Source organism: Priestia sp. LL-8 (assembly GCF_036227845.1).
Classification (GTDB): domain Bacteria; phylum Bacillota; class Bacilli; order Bacillales; family Bacillaceae_H; genus Priestia; species Priestia zanthoxyli.
Genome location: NZ_JAZAQH010000001.1, coordinates 3,580,738 through 3,596,652, shown reverse-complemented (window position 1 = coordinate 3,596,652; position 15,915 = coordinate 3,580,738). Strand labels below are relative to the sequence as shown.

The 15,915-nt window shown below is 34.0% G+C and carries 22 protein-coding genes and 2 pseudogenes; 17 read left to right on the top strand and 7 right to left on the bottom strand.

Going from position 1 to position 15,915, the window contains the following annotated elements; all coding sequences use genetic code 11:
• The first annotated feature begins 4 nt into the window (after positions 1–4).
• From U9R83_RS18820 to U9R83_RS18800, 5 genes are all read left to right on the top strand, one after another.
• Entirely contained in the window at positions 5–328 is a 324-nt protein-coding gene (locus U9R83_RS18820; RefSeq protein WP_208732998.1) for a hypothetical protein, read from the top strand.
• Between the two features lie 71 nt (positions 329–399).
• Entirely contained in the window at positions 400–1,044 is a 645-nt protein-coding gene (locus U9R83_RS18815; RefSeq protein WP_226555017.1) for a hypothetical protein, read from the top strand.
• 315 nt (positions 1,045–1,359) lie between these two features.
• Positions 1,360–1,818, top strand: coding sequence for an AraC family transcriptional regulator (locus tag U9R83_RS18810; RefSeq protein WP_208732999.1), 459 nt, complete (start codon positions 1,360–1,362; stop codon positions 1,816–1,818).
• A 445-nt stretch (positions 1,819–2,263) separates the two neighbouring features.
• A complete protein-coding gene (locus U9R83_RS18805; protein ID WP_064472004.1) occupies positions 2,264–2,833 on the top strand; it encodes an MEDS domain-containing protein in 570 nt (189 codons plus the stop codon).
• 249 nt (positions 2,834–3,082) lie between these two features.
• The gene (locus U9R83_RS18800; RefSeq protein WP_013058462.1) at positions 3,083–3,955 is read left to right on the top strand and encodes an AraC family transcriptional regulator; all 873 of its coding nucleotides are present in this window, start codon (positions 3,083–3,085) and stop codon (positions 3,953–3,955) included.
• Between the two features lie 239 nt (positions 3,956–4,194).
• Here U9R83_RS18800 and U9R83_RS18795 read toward each other — a convergent pair whose 3' ends face one another.
• Positions 4,195–4,536 (bottom strand): SPW repeat protein, encoded by a 342-nt coding sequence (locus U9R83_RS18795; RefSeq protein ID WP_116739199.1) that lies wholly within the window; start codon positions 4,534–4,536, stop codon positions 4,195–4,197.
• A gap of 193 nt (positions 4,537–4,729) precedes the next feature.
• On the opposite strand from U9R83_RS18795, the gene U9R83_RS18790 reads away from it, so the two are divergent.
• On the top strand, positions 4,730–4,996 hold the full coding sequence (locus U9R83_RS18790; protein ID WP_116739197.1) for a DUF3973 domain-containing protein: 267 nt from the start codon (positions 4,730–4,732) through the stop codon (positions 4,994–4,996).
• 43 nt (positions 4,997–5,039) lie between these two features.
• Here U9R83_RS18790 and U9R83_RS18785 read toward each other — a convergent pair whose 3' ends face one another.
• Positions 5,040–5,681, bottom strand: a complete 642-nt coding sequence (locus U9R83_RS18785; RefSeq protein WP_116739195.1) for a DUF1232 domain-containing protein — start codon at positions 5,679–5,681, stop codon at positions 5,040–5,042.
• A 119-nt stretch (positions 5,682–5,800) separates the two neighbouring features.
• On the opposite strand from U9R83_RS18785, the gene U9R83_RS18780 reads away from it, so the two are divergent.
• Entirely contained in the window at positions 5,801–6,382 is a 582-nt protein-coding gene (locus U9R83_RS18780) for a manganese efflux pump (RefSeq protein ID WP_243549795.1), read from the top strand.
• A 116-nt stretch (positions 6,383–6,498) separates the two neighbouring features.
• Here U9R83_RS18780 and U9R83_RS18775 read toward each other — a convergent pair.
• A pseudogene (locus U9R83_RS18775) lies at positions 6,499–6,900 on the bottom strand (DUF4288 domain-containing protein); the annotation flags it as partial.
• Between the two features lie 219 nt (positions 6,901–7,119).
• Between U9R83_RS18775 and U9R83_RS18770 the strand changes: the two are divergent.
• The 5 genes from U9R83_RS18770 (at position 7,120) to U9R83_RS18750 (ending at position 10,778) form a co-directional block, all read left to right on the top strand.
• The gene (locus U9R83_RS18770; RefSeq protein WP_014458790.1) at positions 7,120–7,617 is read left to right on the top strand and encodes an ankyrin repeat domain-containing protein; all 498 of its coding nucleotides are present in this window, start codon (positions 7,120–7,122) and stop codon (positions 7,615–7,617) included.
• Between the two features lie 101 nt (positions 7,618–7,718).
• The gene (locus tag U9R83_RS18765; RefSeq protein WP_226701604.1) at positions 7,719–8,216 is read left to right on the top strand and encodes a DUF3267 domain-containing protein; all 498 of its coding nucleotides are present in this window, start codon (positions 7,719–7,721) and stop codon (positions 8,214–8,216) included.
• A 671-nt stretch (positions 8,217–8,887) separates the two neighbouring features.
• Entirely contained in the window at positions 8,888–9,421 is a 534-nt protein-coding gene (locus U9R83_RS18760) for a hypothetical protein (RefSeq protein WP_243549790.1), read from the top strand.
• Positions 9,422–9,542: 121 nt separating this feature from the next.
• Entirely contained in the window at positions 9,543–10,061 is a 519-nt protein-coding gene (locus U9R83_RS18755) for a YfiT family bacillithiol transferase (RefSeq protein WP_098999659.1), read from the top strand.
• Positions 10,062–10,373: 312 nt separating this feature from the next.
• Positions 10,374–10,778 (top strand): hypothetical protein, encoded by a 405-nt coding sequence (locus U9R83_RS18750; RefSeq protein ID WP_116739181.1) that lies wholly within the window; start codon positions 10,374–10,376, stop codon positions 10,776–10,778.
• Between the two features lie 479 nt (positions 10,779–11,257).
• Here the strand turns inward: U9R83_RS18750 and U9R83_RS18745 are convergent, their stop codons facing one another.
• Complete coding sequence (locus U9R83_RS18745; protein ID WP_116739179.1) at positions 11,258–11,728, bottom strand: hypothetical protein; 471 nt, start codon at positions 11,726–11,728, stop codon at positions 11,258–11,260.
• 4 nt (positions 11,729–11,732) lie between these two features.
• Positions 11,733–12,521: a hypothetical protein gene (locus tag U9R83_RS18740; RefSeq protein WP_115654657.1), complete on the bottom strand. Its 789-nt coding sequence runs from the start codon at positions 12,519–12,521 to the stop codon at positions 11,733–11,735.
• A 265-nt stretch (positions 12,522–12,786) separates the two neighbouring features.
• Here U9R83_RS18740 and U9R83_RS18735 point away from each other — a divergent pair.
• Positions 12,787–12,888, top strand: a pseudogene (locus tag U9R83_RS18735) (esterase); the annotation flags it as partial.
• A gap of 221 nt (positions 12,889–13,109) precedes the next feature.
• On the opposite strand, the gene U9R83_RS18730 reads toward U9R83_RS18735, so the two are convergent.
• Entirely contained in the window at positions 13,110–13,268 is a 159-nt protein-coding gene (locus U9R83_RS18730; protein ID WP_181170488.1) for a hypothetical protein, read from the bottom strand.
• A gap of 83 nt (positions 13,269–13,351) precedes the next feature.
• Entirely contained in the window at positions 13,352–13,561 is a 210-nt protein-coding gene (locus U9R83_RS18725) for an alpha/beta-type small acid-soluble spore protein (RefSeq protein ID WP_116739177.1), read from the bottom strand.
• Between the two features lie 526 nt (positions 13,562–14,087).
• Between U9R83_RS18725 and U9R83_RS18720 the strand changes: the two genes are divergently transcribed.
• The 4 genes from U9R83_RS18720 to U9R83_RS18705 all read left to right on the top strand — a co-directional run bounded on the left by U9R83_RS18720 (position 14,088) and on the right by U9R83_RS18705 (position 15,895).
• Positions 14,088–14,294, top strand: coding sequence for a hypothetical protein (locus U9R83_RS18720; RefSeq protein ID WP_013058443.1), 207 nt, complete (start codon positions 14,088–14,090; stop codon positions 14,292–14,294).
• 133 nt (positions 14,295–14,427) lie between these two features.
• Positions 14,428–14,610: a hypothetical protein gene (locus U9R83_RS18715; RefSeq protein WP_014458801.1), complete on the top strand. Its 183-nt coding sequence runs from the start codon at positions 14,428–14,430 to the stop codon at positions 14,608–14,610.
• A 223-nt stretch (positions 14,611–14,833) separates the two neighbouring features.
• The gene (locus U9R83_RS18710; RefSeq protein ID WP_115654655.1) at positions 14,834–15,577 is read left to right on the top strand and encodes an HAD family hydrolase; all 744 of its coding nucleotides are present in this window, start codon (positions 14,834–14,836) and stop codon (positions 15,575–15,577) included.
• Positions 15,578–15,706: 129 nt separating this feature from the next.
• Complete coding sequence (locus tag U9R83_RS18705; RefSeq protein ID WP_014458803.1) at positions 15,707–15,895, top strand: hypothetical protein; 189 nt, start codon at positions 15,707–15,709, stop codon at positions 15,893–15,895.
• The last annotated feature ends 20 nt before the right edge of the window (positions 15,896–15,915 follow it).

Sequence of the window (15,915 nt, the reverse complement as noted above, 5' to 3'; positions counted from 1 at the left end):
AGTAATGAAGTACAATGAATATGAAATGCTTGAGTTATTTGAAGATGAACCTTCAGTAATGATTGATTATCAGACAGGTATGTTTATGTACAGCAAGGATGACGATCATGGGTTTCATTTACTATTGACAATGTCAGTACATGAAAGTAAGTGCAGTGTAAGTTTAAGTTATAAACACTTTAAAGGGCTAATCTTTAACTTTGATTTAGAAAATATTAGCCAAATTAAAGGAGAAAATGATCGCTTAAAGATCTTGGGGAACGATGACAATACGGAAGTGGAAATTAGTTTCAAACCACATTTTTCGTTAAAGAAGGTCAAGCTATAATGTTAACTAAATCTTTAAATAGGATTAAACGAATCGATAAGGTTAATAAAATATTTGAAGGAAGAGGGTAAATGATGAAGAGGGTAGCAAAGGGGCTAGTGTTGATTATTAGCATAGTAATAATTGTTGTTGTAGGGGCCATTTTTATATTTAATCAGTCGTTAAAGCCAGACGAAGATAAAGAGGAAAAAGTAAAAGTAGAAGCTAAAAAGTATTTGAAGACACATTTTACAGATTCAACTGTTATCTATGATACCTTATACGACAATATGGGGAATTTTCCTTTTGAATATGCAGCAAAGGTAACTAATGAAAAAGATCAGACAAATTTTCTTGTTTACTACAACGATGAAGTAAATGAAATGGAAGATAGCTATGTTTCTTCTAAGTGGGAAAGCCAATTAGAGAAAAAAGTTCGCCCTTACGTTACACAGAAGTTTAACCCGTTAGATGAGCTGGTTGTATTTTACGATGCAAAAGTAGGAAAGACGTATAACATTAATCCTGATACTGCCACTAGTTATAAGGATTATAATGCTTCGCCTTCAATTACTATCTCCATTGCTCGAAAACCGAAAAAAGAAGATGCAGAGACTTTCAGTGAAATGGTATCTTTCTTAAAAAAAGAAGCTGAACTAAAGCATGGTACAGTTACTTTAAACTATGTAAAGAAAGGTGTACCACAGTCAGATAAGGAGATACGCAAAGAATTTTAAAATTTATGTTTTTTTAGAAGAGCGTTTTTATAGTATATTAGGAAAATATAAAAGACCTTTAAAACTATTTGTTTTAAAGGCTTTTGCTGCTTTATGACGGTGGTTATGACAAATAGGCGATATAAGAAATACACTAATTTATCTTCAAATTTCTTCTTTTTCTATCGTTCTCGCATTAATAATTCTGTTTTTATGCGTTTCGCTCTAGTTTTTCATAAGTAAATGGTAAATTTTTAAAAAATTAAGTGATTATCTTTTTAAATAGTGATAACTTTTTCATTGTAGTAAATATTGATGAAAAAGGGGCAGAGTGAGATGAATATGAAGATTGATACTTTACCAAATTACCGAATTGCATATGTGAGACAAGTTGGGCCATATGGTCCTCATAATGTTAAAGTGATGGAGAAGTTAAAACGTTTGGTTAAAAAGAAGGGATTGTTTACTAAAGATTCAATAATTCTGAGCATCGCACGGGACAATCCTGAAGAAACAGCTCCTGAGAATTGTCGCTATGATGCTGGTGTCGTCATTTCTAGTGAATATTACGTTGACGATGATTTTAGTGAAGATCAATTAGTAGGGGGAAAGTATGCAATATACAAAGTTAAGCATACTGCAGAAGAAATTCAAAAAGCGTGGGCTACCATTTTTTCTGGCTTGTTAGAAGCGGGTTATGAAGTTGATCCGAGGCCAATCTTTGAACGATATTATGGTGACAATAATGAGATTGATTATTGTGATATTTGTGTACCTATAACATTAAAAAAATAACAGCTTTTTATTTGAAGATCCTGAACTTCCCCAGAAGTTTAAGATCTTTTTTCTACTTGTAACGCGTGTTATGATAGCTATTTTTAAAGCTATACAAACTAAAAAATAGATGGGTGATGCTTCTATCCATGCTACGCGAAGATTTATTTGAAAGAATAAGTAAACTTAATTCTGTCATTATTTCTTGTTAGGGTTTAATCGTATTTGAAAAGGGGTATAGTATTCTTTAGTCAAGGCGCCAGAATAATTGCCGCAAATGTTATACCCTTTGCAATCGATATGGATACACTGTTCTAAAAGTAGCCGTACACCCTAAAACAAAGGGAAAAACATCTAGCTTTGACAGACAAGAATGCAAAGCGTAGAATTGTTCTAATGAATAGATAATTTACTAGTTTAAGATTCTTGAAATTTAGGTTGATTTTATATAAGGGAGCGTACATACTTGAAAAATCAGTTTGCTCAATTAATACAGAATAATGAAAGCGTTCATATTTACTATAATATTGACGACATGAGAAGTTACTTAGATAATCTTGTCTCTTATATTGTGTCGGGAATTGAACAGGAGAGGCATACGTTAGTTATAGAAAGTGAAAGATTAATTCCATTAATTTTTGAAAAGTTAGAGGAAATTCTAACTGAAGATCAATTAACATATATACATACTATTAATAATTTTGATTATTACTGTTCAAGTGGGAGTTTTCAGCCTGCTATCATCTTTGAACATCTCTCTCGACACTTAGATCCCTTCTATAAAAACAATAGATCTTTTCAAATATGGGCTCATGTAGAATGGGGACAGCAAGAAGGAATTGTACCTATTTTAGAAGAGTTTGAAAATGAAGCAGATAAATTAGTAAATAAAGGCGGATTACATTTAGTATGCGCTTATGATGAAGAGAGAGTACCAGAAGTTCTTAAACTTGCTTTAATGAAGTGCCATCCATACTTAATTTTAGAAAACAAAATTATCCCATCCAATTTATATATAATGACAGATGCAGTGTAATTGATATTTTAGTTGGGATTTACTACTGAAAACACACGTAAATAGAGAACAAATAAAGAGGCTTATAATTTAAGGCTCTTTATTTGTTGTTTTCTAAAATTATTATGCTAGATGAAATTGCACCTTGAATAGCTTGTTTAAGTTTGTAGGAACTTATGAATAGAAGGAAAAAGCCTGCATAACTGTGCACGAAATGTCGGATAGCCTTATTCAAATCCTGCTATTCTGATAATAAGGGAGGTCATACAAATGGATTTGCTTAGAAATATGAATAGAGCTTTACACTATATTGAGGAGAATTTAACCAATGATATCGATTTTAGAGAAGTAGCAAGGCTGGCTCTTTGCTCTGAGTATCACTTTAAAAGAATGTTTTCTTTTCTTGCAGGTATTACTTTATCAGAATATATTCGCCGAAGACGACTTACACTTGCAGCATTTGAACTTAAAGATAGTAACATCAAAGTCATTGATGTTGCGATCAAGTACAATTACAGCTCACCGGATTCGTTTACAAGGGCTTTTCAAAATCTACACGGTATAACTCCTTCGGAAGCTAAAAAAAATGGGAGTTCACTTAAAGCGTTTCCAAAAATGACCTTTCAGTTATCAATTAAAGGAGGAAATGAAATGAATTACCGGATTGAGGAAAAAGAGGCCTTTCATATCGTTGGTATTAAAGAAAGAGTTCCGATAATTTTTCATGGAGTTAACCCAAAGATTGCTGCTATGTGGGAAAGCTTGAACGATGAAACAATACGTAAATTAAAAGAACTTTCTAATGTTACACCATTAGGTTTGCTTAGTGCATCTGTGAACTTTTCTGAAGGGAGAATGGAGGAAAAAGGGCAGCTGGACCATTATATCGGTGTAGCCACAACTAAGGATTGTCCCGATCATTTGGTACAACTTGAAGTGCCAGCTGGAACATGGGCTGTATTCGAAGCAGTCGGACCATTTCCTGACACATTACAAGATGTATGGGGACGAATTTATTCAGAATGGTTTCCATCCTCAAATTATGAACAAGTAGAAGGACCGGAAATCTTATGGAATGAACATAAAAATGTAACGTCGCCAACCTTTAAAAGTGAAATATGGATACCCGTGTTAAAAAAGTAATGATGACTCCGTAATGGAGAGAAAAGGTAGATCGCAAATTTGATCTGCCTTTTCTCTTTTATAGCTTTCTGTAAAGTACGTTACGTTGACTAAACCTGTGTACGCTTTATTACATAAACAGCAGAAAAAACTCCCTATTTCCGTAGGGAGCTTTTCTGCTAGGAGAATTATTTCTCACATAGTCGATACGTTGCGGTATCTTGAGTAGTTTAAGTAAAAAGTGGAATGTTATTCGCTTTTTAACTTACAGCTTTTAATTTTAATCTTGCTTTAGAGTTCAAGCTCCATAAACTAAGTAATACGGTCATTAACCCAAGTACGACGCTAGACCAAAGCACCCCGTCTGTTAATGAATAAATAAAGGGAAAAAGAATAAACCATAATCCGGTAATGAGCGAAATCCAATTTTGCCATGAATGCCATCCGGGTTTAGTAACTCCCCAAAAAGACATAATCACTTGAAGGCTTCCAAATACAATACTTGCTGAAGTAGCCCCTGTATCGTATGAAAACCCAAGCATCCAAGGGGCAATAACAAACCAAATACCGATTACAGCGTTAATAATACCTCTTGTTTTCACCGCTGTCCCTCCTCAATGTATGACACTCTCTATGATGTCATTATTGAACTATATGTTTGTAAGTGCCGTGTGTTGAGTATTTATCAACGCCTGTTGAGATTTTTTCAATTTTTATTGTAGGAACAAGCACTTCTGTTGATGGGTTCTCATAAGATGTTTCAAAATCAAGTATAAGAAAGAGAGTGGAAAACAAATGTACTATTGTGTTAATTGCTGCAGATTGCAAAACGAAAACCTTATTAAGAGTAAGCTATTTGAAAATGGAGTCTATATAGATCCATTTGTAGGAGAGAAAATTCCTTTAGGTATGTGTGCGCATAGATGTAACCATGAGTCATGCGAGCCATGTAAAAAAGAAAAAATCATCAAAAAGATTGTGCCAAAGGAATTATCTAAATTAAAGAAAGCAATAGAGTATTTACCTGCTCATCGTCCAGAAAAAGTTCCGTTTTCACAATAAATAGCGGCATGCCGCGTTCAGTTCCCTTAATAAAACTCAGTCTTTATTCCGTAAGTTGATTCATCACTAGTTGTACAGCTATTGCATCGTCTAGATAGCCGATTGGAAAGACGTAGTCTGGGATAATATCGGTAGGCAAAATAAAATACAATAGCGCACTTCCCAATGTAGAGCGCTTGGCAGCTGAGGTTTCTTCGTTACAATATTCAAGATACATTTGCTTTAGTTGATCAATGAAAGTACCAACGCTGCCTACTTGCTCTATTTTGGATTGAAAGTTATCTAGAATCATGCTGTGTCCTTCGTCGGTCTGTGCATATTGCTCATATTTTGTTAGTTCTTGTTTTACACGTTCAATCGTAAAGTTTGTATCCACTATATTAAAAGATTTAAGTATTTCTTGAATTTTATCAATGGAGTAATGAATGCCTGTTTCTACTTCATTTTCTGTAGTGTTTGAAGCAGCTCCAGCAGGGTCAATTAATGCTTCAAGAGGAGTGTTTAAATAGTGCGCAAATTGCTTTAAATGATGTAGATTTGCTTGCTGCTTTCCGTTTATGATCCGTGAAATAGTTGCCGTATCGATCCCCGTAAGTGAGCTGAGCTTCCGCATGGATAAAGCATTTTCCTTTAATAAAGACCGTAACAACAAACCAAGGCTTTGGTCATTTTGAATCTTAGACATCGCGAGTCACCTCTTCATATTTTTCAACGCGCAGTAATCATTTTCTTGAAGGTTTATCAACAATATATGCAACAAGTAAGCAAATTTCCTCAATATTATCATCAAAAGGAGAATACAAAATGGAATGGTTATTCATTTTAGGTTTTGCCCTATCATCAAGTATAGATAACTTTGGTGTAGGAATATCTTATGGAGTACGAAAAATCAGGATAAGATGGCTTTCTAATTTACTAATAGCAGCTATTTGTTTCCTCTTTAGCATGGTGGGGATTATGTTTGGCAGGTGGATTTCAACAATCTTACCAGGAGTGTTCCATGTTATTGTAGCCGTCGTATTATTAACGCTAATTGGAATTAGAATTATTTTGTTAGTAGGATCTCAAAGAAATAACGAAAGTGATGAATTAGATAGTAAGGGTCAAGGAAACGTACGCTATATTGGATGGATTGAAAGCAGCGTTCTAGGTGTTGCACTTTCCGCCAATGCACTTACAAACGGTCTAGGAGCGGGTTTACTTGGATTGTCACCTTTAGCCATATCCCTTACATCAGCATTTGGCAGTTTTATAACGGTATGGCTAGGAGTAATGGTGGGGCAAAAAGCAGCAAATGTACAAATCGGCAGCTTTACATTAGGTCAATGCGGAACGTTGATAAGCGGGATTACGATTTTAATTGTAGCTTTTACTCAAATATTTTAAAAGAAGAGACGCCATTTAAAGCAAGTGGCGTCTCTTCCTTATGTTTTAAGTTAGTACATTATGTTGATCAAGTTCGTATATCGTATACATCTTGTCTTTATATTTAATATGAATTTTTAATTAAAATCTCTATTCCTTAAAATGAAGTTTTTGTGTATCCGCTCTGTTTCATCTTCCGTAACTTCTGGATAGTACCTAGATAAGACATTAGCTAAACTTTCTTCTTTAGGTATATGTAAAAAACGTGAATATACCTCCGTACCACTTGGGAACTCATCTTCTTCAAATAAGAGGAAGGCATCTAAACTCTCAATAAATTGGAACTTTACAGTCTGATCATAAACGTTGGTATAGCTGTCTTCACATTCTTTTGCTTTTTTTTCTGCAATTTCATAGGCTTGATCAAATGATGGAGCGTTAATTAATAAAATACTTTCTTCAAATATCTGATGTTCTTCATAATTTTCGTCGATCTTTTCTGGATTAGGTTTACCCACTATTAAGTGCTTATAAAGAACCTTTACTCCATATCATTGGACGTCTAGCTCTTCGCTATTAGTTGTTTTCATATCAACTCTCCATTCTTACCTAAAGGAACCATGATTATTAATTTTATCATCGTATTCCTTATCGTCCTTCTTACTTATATAACTGAGTTTGTATATCGTGTTCATCCACTAAGCTATGATAAAATGGAAATATAATCAAGGTATTTCTATATATTAGGGGGATGTAAAGTGGAATATATTGATCAAATAACAAATGCTGCAGTGAATGGAGAAAGTGAAGAGATAAAAGCTTTATTAAATAAAGAGCCATCTTTACTTAACGCTTTTAATTCAGATGGATGGACGCCTTTACATTTAGCTTGTTATTTTGGACAAATGGATAGCGCTGAGTTATTGCTCTCATTAGGGGCGGATATTCATATTCAAGCTAAAAATTCGAATGAAAACATGCCTCTTCATGCAGCAGTAGCAAATAAGCAAATTCAAGCTGTAGACTTGTTGCTTACAAAAGGCGCAGATGTAAATGCAAAACAAAGCGGTGGATGGACTAGCCTTCACGAGGCTTCATTGCTAGGAGATGAAAATATGATTAAACTTCTCATCGAAAAAGGTGCAGATATCGAGATACAAAAAGATGATGGGAAAACACCTTTAGAGGTTGCAGTAGAGAAAAAACAAGACGGCGCAGTTCATTTACTTACTCAGTATTTCAATAATAAAGCTTAATATAGAGTAGGAGATTTTATGTTAATGAAATTAGCGGAAGTTTACATGAAGGAGAGGGAACGCCTATTATCATTTGGTTTCGTCACTTGCCACAAATAAGCATGGACTTTTCTGAATGGACACCTTTTATCCAGAATACGTGGTATCGAAAACACTATATGAAGTTTGTATATTTGCTTCAGATTATTATTCTATCAATACCTTATTTCTTTGGAGCAGGCTTTACTCGTATCAATCTATTTTATCTCATCATGACAGGCATCGCTGTCTTTGTTGCTCACGAATGTCTACACGTGTTAGTCATTCGTAAAAAAGGTGATATGAGCTTAACTTTTAGCGGAATATTTTTCTGGCTAAGCACAAATGCCGTTCTATCCAAAACGAGATATTGGCTTTTTATGAGCTTGCCTTTTGTTGTATTATCGGTAGTTCCTGCTATTATATCGTTCTATGTATCAGGAAATATCAAATCATTTCTATTATTTGTGTGTTGGATAAATACATTCATTTCTGGCTCAGATATCTATAACTCATTTTTAATTGCTATTAAACCGAAGAACTCGTTTTTTTGCAGAGGTTATTACCAAGTAAAGCAGTAGGACAGGGGTCTAGTCGTACTAATACCTAAAAAAGGAGCACTTATAGTAATTGGGTGCTCTTTTTGTGCTGGTAATCCGTTTTATACTAGTTAGTTTCGTATAACCTCCGTTTAAACAGTGCTCTAAAACTATGTTAAAATGTAATTATAAGGAAGAAGAGGTGGATATAGTTAGGGTGACTGCAGTAGTGGTAACGGTTTCTATATTAGCGTTAGCTTGGAGTGCTGGACAAAGAGAACAGAGGGAGTAACTATATGTATTATTTATTTGTATATAGAATCGAGATGATTGGATAAATGAGCAAAAGAAATGTTTTAGTCAAGTTGATGTTCTTTTTAGGATCATTTTCTATTATAATCTTTGGGTTTATTTTAAAACAGGGATTAACAGGGTTGCTTTTATCTGCTGCCTGTATTATATCCGCAGGGTTTTTAATGAAAACTCAGGATATATAAATTAGCATAAAGGCAAAAAAAGCAAAGAGAACATTCTCTTTGCTTTTTTTCTTTATCATGATTCACCATTATAAAGTGCAAAAGTAGAACCACCTAGAAATATACGTATGTCATCGTTAGCTGAGTTATCTTTGCCTGGAATCATTGTGGCATATTACATAAACTTTCAATTTTAGGTAATAATATTTACGAAAATACAGTTTGAGGAGACAATTCATGCGTAAGTATAAAAGAAAATTGATCATTTCTTTAAGCGTGCTAATCTTTCCATGGTTAACCGCGCCTTTTATAGGAACAAAATCATTTGTCCGTTTTTTACCTGTAGCTACTTTCGCTAACTTATTCATCATTGTGTTTACCGTCATTGCCAATCAGAAAAAATGGTTTAGAAATAACAATCCTTTATTTCCTAAAGCACCTATAGATTTTACTTATATTTTAGGTCCTCACTTAATAGGAACGCTTTGGATATTTAAGCTAACGTACGGCTCTTTTCTAAAATACATACTTGCCAATACGGTGTTAGACTGGTTTAATATTTTCCCTTTTGGCGGTGCCTTGAAAAAAGTGGGCATCTTTAAAATGAAAAAGATGTCGCCAAGCATGTACTGGGGGATGACTACGGTTTTAGCCGTTGTTTTATACGGATACCAGTACATCGTGGAAAAAGTGATTAGCCAAACCAATGATTCTCAGTCAAGATTACAAGCGCTTAAAGCAACCATCCAAAAAGGATCTTCCAATAGCTGAAGGTCTTTTTTTCTTTATTTTTAACACTTTATCCGTCTGTTGTTTATTCTGAATATTCAAGTTTATTTTCAAGTAGAGTGCTATACTAGATATTAACAAAACTAGAAAGGGAGGAAGAAGTATGTTTAATCAATATCCCATTGGAAAATTTACCGTGAAGAAAAATATTCAAAAAGAAGATATTCAAGGTTGGATTCATGACATTGGAGATGCACCAAAGCAATTAGCTTATGCTGTAGAAGGGCTGACAAACGAGCAGTTAGCTACGCCTTATCGAGAAGGCGGTTGGAAATTAAGTCAAGTTGTCCATCATTTGGCTGACTCACATATGAATGCTTATACTCGTTTTAAATTAGGCTTAACAGAGCAAGCACCTACTATTAAGGCCTATGATGAAGTAGCTTGGTCAACTCTGCCTGATAATGATTTACCGATAGAAGTTTCTCTTCAACTTTTTTCAGCTTTACATAAGCGTCTTCATAAAGTTTTAAACTCACTTGATGAAAAAGATTTGAAGAAAATGATCCACCATCCTGAAAATGGGGAAGTGACGATTGAGCAATTAATAGCCACTTACGCTTGGCATGGAAAGCATCATATTGCTCATATTACCACATTAAGAAATCAAAGAGGATGGTAGAATAACATTTAATATATGTAACTCTTGAAAAGAGACTGGGACAAAAGTATTTTAGTTGAAGGAAAATCAGAACAATCAATAGTATGGATTAATTGTTCTGATTTTTTATTGATAGGGTGAACGTAGGTTTCATTTATTCCATTTGTTCGTCTGTAGATTCGATTGACTTAGCTATGTCTCAATGTCTTTTTTTATTAGTACCAATAGCGGTGAGTATGCTAACTAAGGATGTATGAAGTATAGAATACAGAAATTTTGTTTTTATGCGTAGAATTGTTACTCAACCTTAATTTTGGAAAATGGTGATTATAAATGAAATACGGTGAGAGAGAATTTACGTTTCAGCTAAGAAACAGAATCAATAAAATCGAACAAGAATTAAGAGATGTCACGATGGAACTCGAACAAATATATACGCCTTTATTTCAGAAACAAAACTTAGATCTTTTTGTGAAGTTTGAGGTTACGAACGGTGATCATTTTGATGAAGGGTATGAATCTGTAGTCATTATATTTATCAATGATGATATGGAAGGAGATATGCTTGATTTTTATAACGTAGCAGTTTGGAAATGTAGCCGTACGTTTTTAGGTATACCCCTCTCGAAAAAAATCTTTGGAAGCAAAGTAATAGGAGAACTAGTTGATGAGTCACTTAGCGATATAAAAGTTGAGCTTGAAACACACTTAGATGATTTTTTAGAACTTCCCGATTAACAGTGTTTTTTCTTGAAATATTTCAATAAGTTGCCTAAAAGTAGTTTTATAATTTGTTTTTAATCTTTTGATTTTAATTAGAAGGTTGTGAAAATTAAATGTTATAGAACATGATTAGTTTATTTTTAGACAGAATAAGTCCTCTTTTAGAATTAATTAATACTGTTTCTTTGATATCGATTGTTATTTTATTAAGAAATAAAAGGAAATTGTAATGACATTTAATAAATTCAAATGATATGGGAAAATATGCAGAAGTTAGAGAGTCGCAATCAATAAAATTTTAAACAGAAGACTACCTGAACAAGATTCTTCATACAGCTTTTTTGGTTCTAATAAATGACATTATGCTAATTAAAGAGTATAAAGCTTAAAAACAGAAAAACTCCCTCAATGCGTTAAGGAAGTTATCTCTAATCCTGAATAGTAATTCATTCATCCTGCATCTCGCTATTATATTGTACGGTGATGACTTATTTTTATAAGCCATCAGATCTAACTTTTGAAACACCTAAGGCAAGGTTTTTCCACAAAGTTTGTTCAACCATTTCGGCATCCACCGTACGACAATCCACAATGAGTATGACTTCTGAATGTTTGCCACGCAGAAGTCGTTGATTTTTCCTGATTACTTTAAATATAAATAGTTTAATTCCCAATCCTAAGCTAAATCCGATAAAAGCACTAATAATTCCCCAATAAATAGGGCCCCAGCTTAGTTTAAAGCCAATGCTTGCACCAATGACGGAAAAGGCTGTGGCTAAAGCCATTCCTAAATCAATAAGAGAAACTCCATCTGCTCGATGAAGGCTATCAAAAATTCGGCGATTTTCTGTTCGATTATTAAGAGGAACAATAAATATATCCCCTTTCTTTATCCCTTTTTTCTCTAGCTCCGAAACAGCTAACTCTATGTAACTGGAGTATTCAAATGTAGAAAAGATCTGCATGTTTTCACTCCACCTTTTTTCCTTTCACAATACAAAAGCTTGGATGTTGATACGTTTTCTCGAAGAAGTTTTTTTGCTCTCTTTCCACAAGTTTATTGTTCTCAACAGTATTCATGTAGGAATCAAAAGTAGCAAAACCATATAGGGAAGGGAAAAATAACAGCCATTCTTTATTTAAAGCGGAAGTAGCCTGTTTTATTTCTCCTAAAAATAGCAGAGAAATCCCTTCAAGTAGATGGGAATAATAAAAGAAAATGACTGCCCAAATGATAACAAAGAAAGCACCAATGATCCGATGAATATAAAGTTGTCCTAGACCTGGCATCAAAAAGGACCAGGCAACGGACAAGATGGGATTCCGTTTATCTAAATAGTTTATTTCCATGGCTCCTATACTAAAGGAGTTGAACCGATGATTTTCTCTTTCAGCTAACACGTATATTTTATTTAAATCAACGGTTGTTCGGTAACTATCCCATATAGCAAAAATATAAACGGGAATATAAATAAGAAGCCATCTTGTATTAAGCACCTCTTTGGCCATATCAATGTTTCCTTGAAAAGAATAAATCATTGCTAAATTTACATGAGATTTAAGGTTTATGACGACCTCCCATATAAATAACACAAAGCCGCGAAGGTATTTAGACAGTAGCAAGTGTCCAAACCCAGGAAAAGCTGCTGACCACCAAGCAACAATATAGGGGTTTCTTAAATGAATTTGAGTCGTTCCAAATATACTAACATGAGCAATATAGCGTCTTGCAGTATTGTCATTTTTATAATTATTCATATACGATCTCCTATGGTTTGGAAGGAAATATACTTTTTATACCTATCATTCATATTTAATATGGTCTTGTTTACTTATTTTATGCAATCCATTGATATACACTTAATCTTTGTCAAAATAGAAAATTCGTTGATAAGAAAAAGCTCTTTATTTTTCGATAGAGAGCTTTTTTACATGCTGTTTCTAACAATTGGTATTATGTTAATAAAGAGGTGGTTAGATGCTTCATGGCGTCTTGATTCGTTTGTTAAAGATATAGAAATATATTCAACTTTATGGCATTGGACATATTGGGTTGCTTTCAAATAGTCAGGTTAACGGGTACATAAAAGAAGGGCTGAATGGCGAGGGACAAAATACAAACTAATTATTTTTCAGGTGGACAAGGCAGGCTCGCCTTTTATATATTGGGGATTAGGCCGTTTGCTTTTGTGTTTCACCAGTATGGACCTGATGAAACACACCCGAAGTTACAGTATCTCTCCCGTCGAAATAGAGTAGACTGCTAAAAGTACCTCGGTTAATTGAGGTACTTTTATAGGTTCTTATACAAAGAGTCTGTGATTAAAAACTGCTTAAAGCGTTTTTTTAATCGCGCATTGCGCCTGCTTCTCGAGAAGTCATTGCACCTTGTCCTTCATTTACGTCTCTTTGGATTTCTTGTTTTACTTGTTGTGCATTTGTTGCAGAAGCTGCTGATCTTTCAGTAAAACCAGCATTTTCGTTAGCCGATTGATTTTGCTGCATATAATCTCTCCTTCTTTTTTTATTCGTACAAAAAGGAAGAATGGAGATCCATTCTTCCTTCAGCCATCGATTATAAAGTTGTCTTAGAAACGTCCGCCGCCAAGTTGTTGCTCACCTAATTGTACAAGACGCTTTGTGATTTCGCCGCCTACTGATCCATTTGCACGTGCAGTTGTATCAGCACCAAGGTTTACACCAAATTCGCTAGCGATTTCATATTTCATTTGATCGATTGCTTGTTCAGCACCGTATACTAATAATTCGTTGTTGTTGCTGCTTTTGTTGTTTGCCATGTTGTGTCACCTCCTTGTTTTCCTTAAGTTTCCTAGAGGCCAAGAAGTATATACATGGTAATTTGTGGATGTTTAGACCTTTATCATTTCTTTATCATTTAATGATACTAAAGAGTAGAAACAAGTTACGCTGCGAAAAGTGGAATTACATGTTTCATTTCCTTGTGAAGAAAACTATACTCTTGCCATGTGTAGGAGAAAGAATGACAGTTCATTTGTCATTCTTTTTTTCATGTTCATGAGTATACTAGTTGAATGACAAAGTACTAACTCTTTAAAGAGTTAGTCTTTGGATTAATAAAAATGATTGCTTTTTATAGCTATTTTAAGAATTGTGTTTAGTTATTCTTCCTCTGTAAATTCAGTTTTGACGTTTTAGTTTCCCCATTTCGTAAGACAATTAAGCATGTTGTACATGTCTTTTAGCAATAAGTATCTATTTAATTCTCGGGAAATAAAAATATAACTTAACCTTCCACTTATTTTATCTTCAAATTTTCAAACAATAGGGCTAGGAGGTGTTTTTATGCCAAAGAAAGACTTTAAAGGCGTTGATAATTCAGGAATTGCAGAAAGAGTGGATTATAACAACTATAAAAATAAAGATAGCAATAATGATCCTACGCTTAACCGTATTGTCGAAGAAGATGGGCGTGCTCTCGATCCGAGGGAAACCTTAGAAAATTTCTTTACTGACCTTGAAGGTGAAGAGCCACAAGAAATTACAACTTAATAAAAAAAGTAGAAAACGGCGGATCTTTTTTAGCGAAAAGACCTACGAAACGTAGATATTTTCATTAGAGAACCTGCTGTGAACGAGTTAAAATGGTTTGAAAAAACGAGGACTATTAATAGAGGTGAAGTTAATGTCGCATACAGAAACTGAACGAACAACGTATATGTATGATCCTTTCACTATACAAGGTCTTGAAATGAATATACCTAAAGAAGGCGAAGGCAGCCAACCGCTAATAACTCGTTCAGGACTGAGTACCTCTACGTTCAAAACAAATTTGAATAGAGAACATTTTGAACGGTATATTTATTAGCAGGAATATCCTGCAGCGTTTTATCTTATAAAAAGATCCTTCTATTTTCTATGCTAGAAGGATCTTTCCACTAAATATTCTCATTTCAGTATAGTAAATCAACTGCTTATTCCTAACGTATTGGAGATTTCATCTTGGTTTTAGGTGTGGATAGGTAATAAAAGTGGTTAGTGTTTTTTTATATATACTGTCTGTACATCCATTGTAGAAAGGATTTAACGAAATGCAGAAGCAAACCTTACTTTTTAATTTAGACGATACGCTTGTTCACTGTAATAAATATTTTAGAGACACCATAAATGCTTTTGTGGCTCAATTGCAGGAATGGTTTGAGAATCTGACTAAGGAAGAAATAAAACAAAAGCAGTTAGAGATAGATTTAAAAAGTATCGAAAAGTATGGCCTTCACTCTTCCCGATTTCCAGAATCATTAGTAGCTACTTATTTATTTTTTAGTGAACAAAATCATCAAGATATCCATGAAGATAGAGTCGAAAGAGTCAAAAAAATTGGTCAAAGTGTATTTGAAGTACCGATAGAGCCTTTGCCAAATATGTATGAAGTATTAGATAAACTTAAAGAACAAGGACATAATCTCTACTTACACACAGGTGGAGACGAGGAAAACCAAGGTAGAAAAATTGTTCAGCTAGAGCTAGCTAAATACTTTGAAAAAAGGGTGTTCATTTCTGAACAAAAAGATACACCTGCATTAAAAGAGATACTAAACCAAATTAAGTACGATCCAAAAAAGACTTGGATGATTGGCAATTCATTAAAAACCGATATAAGACCGGCAGTAGAAGTTGGAATACATGCGATTCACGTGCCTTCTGAACTGGAGTGGAGCTATAACCAAGTTAAAATTGATATTGCGCCAAAAGGTAAATTGATAACCGTTCATTCACTGCTGGAAGTTCCAGAAATCATCCAAAAGCACGCTCAAGAAACTGTTTTATCCACCTAACATGAGGTCATATGTAAACACAATATACAGAAACAGCTAACCGTTGATTAAACCTTACTCAACAGTAGCCAGATAAAGTTCTTATGTTTTTTTAATCAACTCACATACTATACAGAGGAGGTGACTGATATGGCAGGTCAATCTAAAGAATCAGAAAAGATGATATGTGAAGATCATAATTCTCCAGTTGATGAAAGAAGCTATGATTTATACGAAGCGACGCGTAATTCACTTTTACGTAATGAATTAGACGATAAAAACAAAACCATTTTAAATAATATTGATAACGCAGCGATGGATGTTAATCTTGAGGAATAATAGGCATTAAAAAACCTTTT

What these genes read in the sequence shown, in the direction of transcription:
- U9R83_RS18820 (WP_208732998.1), top strand. Translation starts at nt 5, where the DNA reads ATGAAGTACAATGAATATGAAATGCTTGAGTTATTTGAAGATGAACCT.
- U9R83_RS18815 (WP_226555017.1), top strand. Translation starts at nt 400, where the DNA reads ATGATGAAGAGGGTAGCAAAGGGGCTAGTGTTGATTATTAGCATAGTA.
- U9R83_RS18810 (WP_208732999.1), top strand. Translation starts at nt 1,360, where the DNA reads ATGAATATGAAGATTGATACTTTACCAAATTACCGAATTGCATATGTG.
- U9R83_RS18800 (WP_013058462.1), top strand. Translation starts at nt 3,083, where the DNA reads ATGGATTTGCTTAGAAATATGAATAGAGCTTTACACTATATTGAGGAG.
- U9R83_RS18790 (WP_116739197.1), top strand. Translation starts at nt 4,730, where the DNA reads ATGTACTATTGTGTTAATTGCTGCAGATTGCAAAACGAAAACCTTATT.
- U9R83_RS18785 (WP_116739195.1), bottom strand. Translation starts at nt 5,681, where the DNA reads ATGTCTAAGATTCAAAATGACCAAAGCCTTGGTTTGTTGTTACGGTCT.
- U9R83_RS18780 (WP_243549795.1), top strand. Translation starts at nt 5,801, where the DNA reads ATGGAATGGTTATTCATTTTAGGTTTTGCCCTATCATCAAGTATAGAT.
- U9R83_RS18765 (WP_226701604.1), top strand. Translation starts at nt 7,719, where the DNA reads ATGGACTTTTCTGAATGGACACCTTTTATCCAGAATACGTGGTATCGA.
- U9R83_RS18760 (WP_243549790.1), top strand. Translation starts at nt 8,888, where the DNA reads ATGCGTAAGTATAAAAGAAAATTGATCATTTCTTTAAGCGTGCTAATC.
- U9R83_RS18755 (WP_098999659.1), top strand. Translation starts at nt 9,543, where the DNA reads ATGTTTAATCAATATCCCATTGGAAAATTTACCGTGAAGAAAAATATT.
- U9R83_RS18750 (WP_116739181.1), top strand. Translation starts at nt 10,374, where the DNA reads ATGAAATACGGTGAGAGAGAATTTACGTTTCAGCTAAGAAACAGAATC.
- U9R83_RS18745 (WP_116739179.1), bottom strand. Translation starts at nt 11,728, where the DNA reads ATGCAGATCTTTTCTACATTTGAATACTCCAGTTACATAGAGTTAGCT.
- U9R83_RS18740 (WP_115654657.1), bottom strand. Translation starts at nt 12,521, where the DNA reads ATGAATAATTATAAAAATGACAATACTGCAAGACGCTATATTGCTCAT.
- U9R83_RS18730 (WP_181170488.1), bottom strand. Translation starts at nt 13,268, where the DNA reads ATGCAGCAAAATCAATCGGCTAACGAAAATGCTGGTTTTACTGAAAGA.
- U9R83_RS18725 (WP_116739177.1), bottom strand. Translation starts at nt 13,561, where the DNA reads ATGGCAAACAACAAAAGCAGCAACAACAACGAATTATTAGTATACGGT.
- U9R83_RS18720 (WP_013058443.1), top strand. Translation starts at nt 14,088, where the DNA reads ATGCCAAAGAAAGACTTTAAAGGCGTTGATAATTCAGGAATTGCAGAA.
- U9R83_RS18715 (WP_014458801.1), top strand. Translation starts at nt 14,428, where the DNA reads ATGTCGCATACAGAAACTGAACGAACAACGTATATGTATGATCCTTTC.
- U9R83_RS18710 (WP_115654655.1), top strand. Translation starts at nt 14,834, where the DNA reads ATGCAGAAGCAAACCTTACTTTTTAATTTAGACGATACGCTTGTTCAC.
- U9R83_RS18705 (WP_014458803.1), top strand. Translation starts at nt 15,707, where the DNA reads ATGGCAGGTCAATCTAAAGAATCAGAAAAGATGATATGTGAAGATCAT.